This is a genomic window from Psychrosphaera sp. B3R10, from assembly GCF_018861025.1.
GTDB lineage: Bacteria > Pseudomonadota > Gammaproteobacteria > Enterobacterales > Alteromonadaceae > Psychrosphaera > Psychrosphaera algicola.
Window position 1 is genome coordinate 333,857 of record NZ_JAHKQH010000045.1, and the last position, 11,193, is coordinate 345,049.

7 protein-coding genes are annotated in these 11,193 nt (G+C 40.0%); 5 read left to right on the forward strand and 2 right to left on the reverse strand.

Annotation, left to right across the window (positions count from 1 at the left end; all coding sequences use genetic code 11):
* Positions 1 to 88 precede the first annotated feature (88 nt).
* Both KO525_RS19235 and KO525_RS19240 read right to left on the reverse strand, forming a co-directional pair.
* Positions 89 to 2,539 (reverse strand): EAL domain-containing protein, encoded by a 2,451-nt coding sequence (locus KO525_RS19235; RefSeq protein WP_215965457.1) that lies wholly within the window; start codon positions 2,537 to 2,539, stop codon positions 89 to 91.
* Entirely contained in the window at positions 2,536 to 4,116 is a 1,581-nt protein-coding gene (locus KO525_RS19240) for a FecR domain-containing protein (RefSeq protein ID WP_215965458.1), read from the reverse strand. Before KO525_RS19240 ends, KO525_RS19235 begins: the two co-directional genes overlap by 4 nt.
* 400 nt (positions 4,117 to 4,516) lie before the next feature.
* On the opposite strand from KO525_RS19240, the gene KO525_RS19245 reads away from it, so the two are divergent.
* From KO525_RS19245 to KO525_RS19265, 5 genes are all read left to right on the forward strand, one after another.
* Positions 4,517 to 5,044, forward strand: a complete 528-nt coding sequence (locus KO525_RS19245) for a GNAT family N-acetyltransferase (RefSeq protein WP_215965459.1) — start codon at positions 4,517 to 4,519, stop codon at positions 5,042 to 5,044.
* A gap of 18 nt (positions 5,045 to 5,062) precedes the next feature.
* Positions 5,063 to 5,713 (forward strand): methyltransferase domain-containing protein, encoded by a 651-nt coding sequence (locus KO525_RS19250; protein WP_215965460.1) that lies wholly within the window; start codon positions 5,063 to 5,065, stop codon positions 5,711 to 5,713.
* Between the two features lie 95 nt (positions 5,714 to 5,808).
* Entirely contained in the window at positions 5,809 to 6,492 is a 684-nt protein-coding gene (locus KO525_RS19255; protein WP_215965461.1) for an ABC transporter ATP-binding protein, read from the forward strand.
* Positions 6,486 to 7,835, forward strand: coding sequence for an ABC transporter permease (locus KO525_RS19260; protein WP_215965462.1), 1,350 nt, complete (start codon positions 6,486 to 6,488; stop codon positions 7,833 to 7,835). Before KO525_RS19255 ends, KO525_RS19260 begins: the two co-directional genes overlap by 7 nt.
* Before the next feature lie 591 nt (positions 7,836 to 8,426).
* Positions 8,427 to 11,141: a TonB-dependent receptor gene (locus tag KO525_RS19265; RefSeq protein ID WP_215965463.1), complete on the forward strand. Its 2,715-nt coding sequence runs from the start codon at positions 8,427 to 8,429 to the stop codon at positions 11,139 to 11,141.
* Positions 11,142 to 11,193 lie beyond the last annotated feature (52 nt).

An 11,193-nucleotide genomic window follows, 5' to 3' on the forward strand; every position in this document is an offset into this window, starting at 1 on the left:
ACGTCATGTCGGTTTTTTATTTTTTAACGCTGCAACACTGCATTACTTCATGTACTACAACTTGTCATGGACGTATAGGTGTCACGAGTTAATCGTTCTCAACTGTTTGGGTTTTACTTGCCAGCAAGGCTTCTAGTTGGTCGACAGGGACAGGTTTACCAAAGTAAAATCCCTGGAGTTCATCAACCTTATTTTCACTCAGAAACGATTGTTGCTCAGGAGTTTCAATACCCTCTGCAATGACCTTCATATTTAGGCTATTGGCCATAGCAATAATGGCTAAGGTAATTTCTTGGTTGTTCTGTCCATCGTGAATACCACTAACAAAAGAACGGTCGATCTTAATTCGGTCCATCGGGAAGTGTTTGAGATAGCTTAATGAAGAGTAGCCCGTACCAAAGTCATCAATTGATAAACTAATACCTATTTTTTTGAGCTGGTTTAAGGTGGTGACAGCGGCATTAATATCGTCAACAACACAACTTTCAGTTAACTCTAATTCCAAAAATTCTGGAGCTAATCCCGAAGATGAAAGTGCGGCCTCAACTTCTTCAATAAGGCGTGAATGAGCAAACTGAATGGAAGACAAGTTGACTGCAATTCTAAATGTTGGATTGCCGTTATTTTGGATTTTTTTCGCCCGTTTACATGCTTTACATAATATCCAGTTACCGATGTCGATAATAAGCCCTGTGCTCTCCGCAATTGGAATAAATACGTCTGGACTAATCATGCCAAGCTCTGGGTGATGCCAGCGTGCTAGAGCTTCTGCGCCAACAATTTTGCTTGTGCTCGCATCAACTTGTGGTTGATAGAAAATATCAATTTCCCCCTCGTCTAGCGCTTTGGCCAAATCGGATTCAAGTTTTGCCCGTTCTTTTAATTTAAGCTTAATATCATGGGAATAAACACACATATTAGATTCATTTTTTTCCAATGCTCTGTGCAAGGCTGATTCTGTCGCATCAAGTAATGACAGCCTATGGGTGGCATCTGATGGAAAACTTGCGACGCCAATACAAACCGGCAGTTTAAACAGTTGATCACGGATCAGAAACGGTTTTGAAAAGGCAGTTAATATCGAATTACCTATATCTTCGATTTCGTTTTTGTTGCCAGTAACTGGGATGCAAATTGAAAATTCAGCACCGTGGTAGCGTGCCATTGCTACGGCATTAGGAAATAGTGTTTGGAGTTGCTCTTTGGCGGTAAGTAACAGCTCATCACCGGCTTCAGTTCCAAGTAAATCATTGATCCCTTTAAATTTACCAAACTTAATTGTAAACAAATGGAACGCCGGTTCATCTACTGACTTTGTTAATTTTTTAAGTTTATTATTGAGTCCGAGTTCATTAGCGAGCGAGGTGACTCGGTCATGGACTAAATTGTGATTTAAGGTCGAAACTTCACTAAATAGTTGATCGGATTTGACTAAAATAAACAGAGCATAAATGAGGCATTGCGATGCAATTAATACGATGGGAGAAAACCAATAAGCTATTAAGTTATATAACAAAATCGTGGCAAGAGTGTCGATAACGATAAATGCCATCAATACTGGCAACATTCGATTAAGCTTAACTTTAAAAAAGACAAAAAATACTAAGAGGGCGTTAATCCCATAAATTATGTTTAACAGCAATTTTGGTAATGGTATTACTTCGGTTTTATTTAGAATGTCATTAACAAGGTGCGCGTTAATAAATACCCCAGGCGTGGTGCCATGAGATGGCGAAGTGGGCGTAATAAAGCGATCACCCATCGCCGAAGCCGTCATCCCAATTAGAATCACTTTATCATTCAGCTTAGTTAGATCAACGGTGCCATTTAACACGTCAACATAAGAGTAACTATCAATTCCACCTTTGACTTGTTGATATGAAAGAAGTCTTGGGTTTTTCCTAACCCAACCATTTCCAAGCACCACATCTGAGTCAATTGCTTTTACGGTTTCGTCATGTAAAGAGGCTAGTGCTAATCCAAAACTTGGCCATTTTGTTTCTTTATAGCCCGCATTTAAAAATACTTTTCTTATGGTACCGTCGCTGTCTAATTCAAAATGGACATGGCCTAAAATCGCTGCATTTTTAGCTAAAAGGGGCGTTGGCAATAATTCATATTCTGCGGTAGCAAATGGAGTTGAGCCCGAAGGTGCTACAGCAAGAACCACATTGTTTGATTTTTTTAGCTGCGCTGAAAACAACTCATCGTCTTGCGGATAACGACTGGCCCCTGAAAAAATCACGTCAAAACCAATAGCTTTGGTATTGCTCGACGCCAAGATACTTAATAAATCAGCGTGGGTATCACGACCCCATGGCCATTGTCCTATTTGGTTGATACTTTTATCGTCGATGGTAATAACTGCGACGTGATTGTTATTTTGTTTTATCTGAGTATTTAATACTAGATCATAAATAAGTTGTTCTACCGTTGTTTTTGCGGGGCTAAATAACAGTACTAACCCAAGTCCCAAAATGATCAAATGAAGTTGATAATCACGCCATTGCGTATGTCGAATTGGTGGAGAATCGATCAATTAGTAAGCTCCAGGTTGGCAATGTCGCATTTTGCAAATTGCTTAGTGACATTAACTAAACAGGTTCCAGACCAGTCACCTTCGTATCCGCCTTTAGTTTGTATTAAGCGGCCCCGGACATAGAATTTAGTTGTTGATTGGGGTTTAAAAACATACTCGTCTTCAGTGGTTATTACCTTGTTAAATTGTTTAAAATCACTTTCAGAGCTAGTTTGAATTTCAAGGCCGAGTCCTTTTTTCAGTGCTTTCCAGCGCCCCGTAACTTGCTCATCTTTAACCGAAATAAACAAGTTTGGCGACAATAATACCGGGCGAATGTTCAACTCGGCAGCCATAGAGAAGGGGCCACGTTTTAGAATGTTATTCGCGGAGCTTGTTGCGACTCGCCAATAATAGTTGCCTACGTTTAAATCATCAGAAATAGCCAGCTTGTTCTCAGATGTACTTTTATCCAAGATGATATTGTTAAAATGTCGATCTGATGCAATTTGAACTCGGTAGCTATTTGAGTTATTTGAAGTCCAATCCAATCGAGAGCCAGAGAAACGATAAACCGAAATATTTTGCAACTGCCCTGGAGGAATTGGTGTTGTATTTACTATGGTTGATTTTTGAATATTAAAGCCAATTAAGCCACTTTTAGACACTGGCGCGACTCGAACAAAATATTTACCTTCGTCTAGCGTTGGTAAAACATAACTTGTTGTGGTCACATTATTAGCATAGACAACATTAGAAAAAAGCACATCAGTTGCTATTGAAAATTGGTAGTGACTCGCTTCGTTAACGGCATGCCAACTTACTTCAACGTTTTGTTTAACTGTTTCGGGGGCTAATGCCATCGATGTCGGCGCGGCTAAAAGCGATTCAGGCTCTGACATATTGCCTGTTCCAGCGACGACGACACCAAACCCTTTAGGGATGTCGACATCTTTGCTACCTGACGCTACCGCAACTTTCCCTTCTAATACTTCAATAGAAGAAAGAGTAATGTCATTTTTGGTAACCGATGACGTTCTAAATACAGTACCTCTCACAGAGGTAATCGCTGAAGCGGTAGTAATGTCGAGGCGCGATCCTGCTCCTTTCGCTTTTTCGGCTCTAATTTCCAGTTTTCCGTCTTTGAGTCGAACACTAGTGTCAACCATTCCGGTTTCACCATAATGTTGGAGCTGGTCAAAACCAACCGTAGCCGGACCATAAATGGTCATTTCCGTATTGTCGGCAAACCGAATTGTTGCTGTAGAATGCGCGAGGACTTCTAACTCGTCACCAAGGGTAAAGACATCGCGTGCCTTAGCTGGTGAAGTTTGTGACTTTTGGACTTTTAAGGCTTTACCGTTTAATGAGATTAATTCCACATCTGCGGCAAAAATTTTGACCCATTCAAGAGGGATCCTAATGCGCGTACCAGGGGCTAGTTTTTTAGGATAAAGCACATTATTAATTGATTGAACTTGTTTGAAATAAGACGGGCTTTTAAGATATTTTTTACTTATGTCCCACAGATTATCGCCGTTGGTAACATAGTAAACCCACTCTTTCGCGAAGGCATTTGAGTGAAATAGTATAGTCAATAATATAAAAATCCGAATTCGTAACATACACACTTCTTAGCTTATTTGCTTATACAACTCGGGCCTCTAACATCGTCCCAATCCTAGACTAGATAAATTATTTGATTAACTCAAGTTAATCGTTCCTTAATTAGGCTGATTTTACCATTACAATTAATGGGGTGTAAGTCAAATTTAACATTCAATGTATTTTTATATTTAATTAGGTAAATCTTGATGTAAATGAGTAATTTAATTTTGTCGTCCAAATAGGCCATTGTGGGTTATGAGATGGTTTTTGTTGAAAACCGCCAGTGAATTGGGTAAACATAATCACATTAAGTAAATGTATTTAAAGTTGAAAATACAAAATCTAATTTTTGGTAACTCATTAGAAATAGTGAATTAATAGGGCATAACATTGAAAATTGACATCAATGCAGATATTTCGCTGTTGTCTTTGACTTTAGACGACGCACAAACCATTTCTATTTTGGTTAATCAGAACCGTGATGATCTAGAGCGTTTTTTCCCCTGGGCTAAAAACTTGCACACTAGAGAAGAAGCCGAAGCATATATTTCAGATCGTATATTTGACGAGGTAAATAAAGGGAAGTGGTTTGTTATTAAATTCAGAGGTGTTAAGTCCGGTATATTTGGTATCAAATCTATTGATAAAGTTAATTTAACAGCTGAATTGGGTTATTGGCTGTGTGCCGAAGCTCGTGGTCGTGGTGTAACCAATATCATCATTAAAAGCTTAAGTGGTTTTTTAGCTCGTTCACATTTAATTGAAACCATTGTATTTCGTTGTTTAGAAAAAAATAGCGCGGGCATCCGAGTGATTGAAAAAGCTGGGGGCGAATTGGTTGACGCAATTGAAAACGATATGGATATCGAGGACAAGATGCAAAAGATTAATATTTACCATTTAAAAATTGCCGAGTAAGTTTGGAACTACATTAACGTGACAATTAACGTGACAAGAAATGAATTGGCCGACTACTGGGATAACATTTTTGATAACCAAGATCGTCATAAGTTAGAGTGGTTTGTACCTGATGTTAGCCAAACCATTGAGTTTTTAGGAAATGCCTTACCGGCAGAAGGTAGCCTAGTTTTTATTGCCGGAGCAGGGACGTCAAAACTAGTTGAATACCTCCATCATCGCAATTTCCAAATGGTTTTGAATGATATTAGTAAGACCGCACTTAAAGAAACTAAAAGTAGGGTAGGTGGCAGTAATCTCCACGTTTACTTAAACAGCGATATCTCAAAACCATTTTTTAGTCATAAAAATCACCTCGAAATACCCAACTCTGTCGAATTGTGGATTGACCGGGCAACATTGCACTTTTTGATTAATCAAAAGCAAATTGACCAATACTTTGTCAATTTAAGGCAGGTACTAAAGGTTGGTGGTTATGTGATGTTAGCTCAGTTTGTCATTGGCGGAGTTTCACAATGTACTGGCTTGCCAATTAAACAATGGACGATAGATGATTTTCAGCTAAATCTTGGTAGCGAATTTCGACTTCATGCGTCTCGGTATCATGATTTTATAGCGCCTAACGGTGAAACTAAACCTTACGTTTATGCACTATTTAAAAGGGTATAATCGCAAACCAAAATTAGGAATACCGATCGTAAGTCGATATTATGAGTACAATTACTTTGGACTATACAAGCAAAACAAGTGCGTCTTAGGAAAATATGACTGAACCAATTGTTAGCATTACAGGATTAGAATTTAACTTTGACGACAAGTCTAAAACTCGATTATGCGTGCCAAAGATGAGCATTGAAGCAGCCCAAACGGTATTTTTACAGGGCGATTCGGGATCAGGAAAATCGACATTATTGCATCTGATCTGCGGTTTATGGCGAGCTCAAAAAGGTTCCTTACGTGTTCTCGGACAAGAGTTAACCACGATGTCGGGAAGTGAGCGGGACTTATTCCGCGCTCAGAATATTGGTGTCATTTTTCAAAAGCTCAATCTGATCCCTTATTTAAGCGCGGTTGAAAATATTCAACTTGCCTGTCAATTTGCCAAGCAATCAATAAGTGTCAGTGATATTCATACACTTTTAGAAAAATTGAATTTACCGCGTTCAGTTTTTCAATTATCGGCAAACCAATTAAGTCTTGGTCAACAACAGCGCATAGCTATAGCGCGGGCGTTGGCAAATAAGCCTAAACTGATCATCGCAGATGAACCTACCTCAGCGTTAGACCAAGATAACGCCGACGACTTTATAAAATTGCTGTTTGATGTTGCAGGGCAAACCAATACCGGCATATTGTTTGTTAGTCATGATACTCGGTGGGCTACTCAGTTTGACGAACATCTCCATATGCGCGAACTTGCCGTTTTAGAGAGGCAATTAGCATGTTAACTACTTTAGCCTATAAGAGCTTAAAAAGCCGAAAATTGACGGCCATTATGACCGTAATTGCGGTGGCGATCAGCATTTATGTCTTTGTCTCTGTGGCGCTTCTTAAGCAACAAACACGGGTAAATTTTACCCGAGCAGTGTCAGGTGTTGATTTAATTGTAGGCCCTAAAACCGGGTCGTTAAACTTATTATTGGCAAGTATTTACCGAATTGGCAATGTTAATTCGAGCATGAATTATAACACTCAAGAGTGGTTAGAGCGTCAAAGTCAAGTGGACTGGGTATTACCAATAGCGATGGGCGATTCCCATCGAGGGTTTCGAGTTATTGCTACGAGCGAAGAATATTTTACTAAGTTTAAATACGGGCATAAACAATCTCTTTCTTTTGCCAAAGGAAAATCTTGGCAACGTGCATCTGAAGTTGTGATTGGTTCAGACATTGCCAAAAAGCTAGGTTATACATTGGCAGATGACATCGTATTGTCCCACGGCGTTGGGGTCACTAGCTTTATGCACCACGATGGTTATCCGTTTAAGGTTGTTGGCATATTAGCTAAGACAGGGACGGCAATCGACCAAACGTTACATGTCAGTTTTGATGGATTGGCGTTTGCTCATGGTGAACAATCTCATGGTACTCAACCAAAAATATCTGAATCCGCGATTAAGAGTCAAAGTCTAGAACATGAAACTCACTTACAAACTCAACATCAGCACGACGATCATGCCAATGAAAAAGGCGATCATAATAACAGGAACGGATCAGGCGAAGTTGCCAATCAAATTGGTCACTCAAGTTATCAATCTTCTGCTTTTTTAGTCGGGGTTAAAGCCAAATATGCAACTTTGATGCTGCAACAAAAGATCAATAAATATGCGGGCGAACCTATTATGGCGATAATTCCTGGGGTCGCGTTAACCGAGCTATGGCAACTCATAGGGCAATTGGAAACACTACTATCTGTGATTGCTTCCCTTGTTTTATTGGCTGCGCTATTTGGGTTAGCCACTATGTTGCTAGCAACGATGAAAGAACGAAAGCAAGAGTTGGCGATTTTTAGAAGCTTAGGCGCAAGCCCCAAACACATATTTGCGTTAGTACAACTCGAAGTCATGATACTTACGTTCTTGGCCTTGGTTATTGCAACAGTGTTATTTGCAGTCAGTTTGGGTCTTAGTGGCGATTGGTTGGCTCAACGATACGGACTTTATTTACAGTTCTCCGACGTTTTATATGACCTTGGCCAAACCAGCCTTATCGTTTTTATAAGTGCTTTTGTTGTTGGCTGTATACCATCGTATTTTGCATTTCGAGAATCAAAGTCGGTGTCTATTTCCTGATAGCATTGGCTGTACCTCACATTTAGTTTATTTATTCAGCACTGAATGCTGATGACATAATTTGGCATTTCGCGCCATCCGTTTAATCTACACTCAAGCGGATTTTAGTTGTGTTCTTAAGGGATAATCATGGTGCGAGCTTGTGTTTCTGCCTAAAACTTCACTTTGAAGAATGCAAATCGTTAAACACTTCCATTCCCGATATTCCATGTCAGATTAATCTTCCTAATATTGACAATTTGGTCAGAAAATTACCGAATAATTTACATATTTGTCGATGACATACTCTGATTTTGATCAAATCTTCTGCTGATTGAAAACCTCACTTTAGTGTTGTTTGTAAATTTTTATTTGATTTTAGGTAACCGCTTACCTTTAAAATATACAATTAAAACAATTATTTGTAATTTAATGTCGATCTTTGTTTAAAATAATGGTGGTAAACGTTTACCTTGATTGTTATAAATACGCCATACATCGATGGGAAGTTGCTTTTTTTGAACCTGAAAATTTAAAAACGAGCAAATAAAAAGCGTCACTTGCGTAAGACAAAAATTAAATCAGAATAAGAATTAACAATGGGGAAATATCATGAACAATTTGTTCAAATCCACTTTGGTCGCACTTGCTGTTACGCAAGGGATCAGTGCTCACACAGTATTTGCAGCGGAGAAAGCAGAGTCAACCGGTAATGACATAGAAATCATTGAAATTAAAGGGTTTAGCGGATCACTCGGGAAAGCGTTAAGAGAAAAGCGTTATTCAGAAACCGTGGTCGAAATCATTTCCGCCGATGACTTAGGCGTTTTGCCAGATGTTAGTATTACTGACTCTCTTGTTAGATTACCGGGCATTGCAGCCTCTCGAGATCGTGGAAACGCGAGTCGAATCTCCATTCGCGGAATGGGGCCACGATTAAACATAGCAACGATGAATAACCGTGAAATAGTGTCGTCTGAACCAAGTCGCGACGTACGATTTGAGCAATTTCCTGCTGAATTAATTGATTCAGTTGAAGTATATAAAAGCCCAATGGCTAATCTAGCAGAAGGTGGAATTTCAGGCTTAGTTAACATGAACTTCGTTAGCCCGTTGTCTAAAGATAAACGTACCGTTGCGATTAGCGGCAACGTAATGAAAAACAGCCTAGGTGACGACTTACCAGGGGAAAATGGAACAGGGGTTAAAGGGAATATCAGTTATGTAGACCAATGGACAGAAACATTTGGTGTTGCAATTGGATTAACGTATCAAGATCAACCATCAATGGAACGCGGTGTAGAGTCATGGAATTACAATAATGGCGGTAACCGTGGCGACATTAATGGCAACGGTATTTCAGAACATGCGCCCTGGGGCGTAATGGCTAAGAGTAAACGCGGTAGTAATGAACGTACTGGGGGATTATTAATTGCAGAATGGCGTCCTTCGGACAGCCTTACCATTAAAGGCGATATGTTCTACTCAAAATTTGATATTGAAGAACGTGATGACCAAATGGGACCGGGTGATTTAGGCAACTGGTGGGATTCTTCTGCACCGGAGGGAGGTTGGGCCGCCGATGCATATCGCAATGGTTCGTATAAAATAATTCCACATGCTGACGGCACAGAACAGTTAGTCGCGGGGAGTCAATGGGGCGGAATCGATGTATCTGTTCCTACTTGGTTCCAACAAAACGAAATGCTAAGCACAGGTTTGAAGGTCACCCATATTGGCGATATTTGGACAATAAAAGCCGACATTGGTTACTCTGAAGCGAGCATCAATTCAGTTTGGGTCGATATTGATCCTGTATATGTAGGTGACGCTTATGAACTTGGATTTAACGTTGAAGATACCAATGCAGCAGAGATATTGGTGCTAAATGGAGACATTAGTAACCCGGACAGTTATGCGCTCGGCGCGGTAGCGGATGTATGGTCAGAAACATCACCAGGTGTGTGGGAAATTACCAGTCAAGAATTTACCCCCGCGGCAATGAATGGCGAAGGTGACAAAGAGCTCACCGATGAAATGCACAACATCAATTTAGACTTTGTGCGCGATGTTGAGTGGGGCATAGTTGAAACGTTTAGCTTTGGTGGCCGTTTCACCGACAGAACAAAAATCAATGATCAAATCCATGACTGGGAACGTCTAGCGAAACAAGACCATGGACTAACCGATTTCGGCACAAGTTATGATATTGGAGGCGGTTTTAATGTTCCTGCAATTTATACCTTTGCTGACTGGACAAACGTTGCAAATGTTGCATTTGGGGGTTATACCAACCCTGGCGATAGAAGCAACAAAGATCAATTGGCCTCCTGGGAATTGAATGAGACGAACACGGCTGCTTATGTGATGGTGACAATGTCTGGCGAGTTAGGTGATATTCCCTTCTCAGGAAATGTTGGATTACGTTACGCCAAAACAGAAGTTACATCTACCGGGCATGAACAAACCAACTGGGGTGACATCAACCCGATTTCAGTTGACCACGATTATTCTGAATTTTTACCATCGTTAAATATGTTGTTTAACATTACGGACGACTCTCAAATTCGCTTTGGTATGGCTCGCACAATGGCGCGTCCACCATTGTTAGAAATGAGAACCGGTTTTTCCTTAGACAATACGTCATTACCACCTACCGCCAATGGCGGGAATCCAACATTAGACCCGTATATTGCAAATCAAGTTGACCTAGGTTACGAATATTTTTGGGGGGACAATTCCGCCGCAACCATTAACTTTTTCATAAAAGATTTAGAGTCGCATATTGGTTTGTCAGAAGGTACTGTGAATTTAGATGGTGAGACTTACCAGTATACGGGAACCGTCAATGGTGATGGAGGGACTATCAAGGGAATCGAAGTGTTATATCAACAAAAACTTGATATGTTACCAGCACCATTTAACGGCTTAGGTATATTCGCCAACTACTCATATACAGACAGTGAAGTCATGGAATTTAAACCGACTAATAACCCTTATAATTTAGGCGGTTTGTCTAAAAACATAGCGAGTGTAACGTTATGGTATGAAAAAGATAATTTTGACGCACGTATTTCATATAACTATCGAAGTGAATTTACCGGCATTAACAGTTGGTTGCCATCGCAAGTTAATTTAAATGCGGCTGAAACGACCATTGATGCAAGTATTGGATATCAAGTTTTAGATAATCTGAAACTGACATTACAAGCTCAAAATTTAACAAATGAAGCGTCGGAAAACTACTGGGACAACGACTACTCAAAACCTGCAAATAACGTAGAGTGGGGGCGTCGTATTCTATTTGGATTCCAACTTACACTTTAGCTGAAAACACGGGCGCGGAAATGCCGCGCCTTTAATTAAACCAACATTTATA

Coding starts and splice junctions, on each gene's coding strand:
- KO525_RS19265 (WP_215965463.1), top strand. CDS start 8,427: ATGAACAATTTGTTCAAATCCACTTTGGTCGCACTTGCTGTTACGCAA.
- KO525_RS19255 (WP_215965461.1), top strand. CDS start 5,809: ATGACTGAACCAATTGTTAGCATTACAGGATTAGAATTTAACTTTGAC.
- KO525_RS19260 (WP_215965462.1), top strand. CDS start 6,486: ATGTTAACTACTTTAGCCTATAAGAGCTTAAAAAGCCGAAAATTGACG.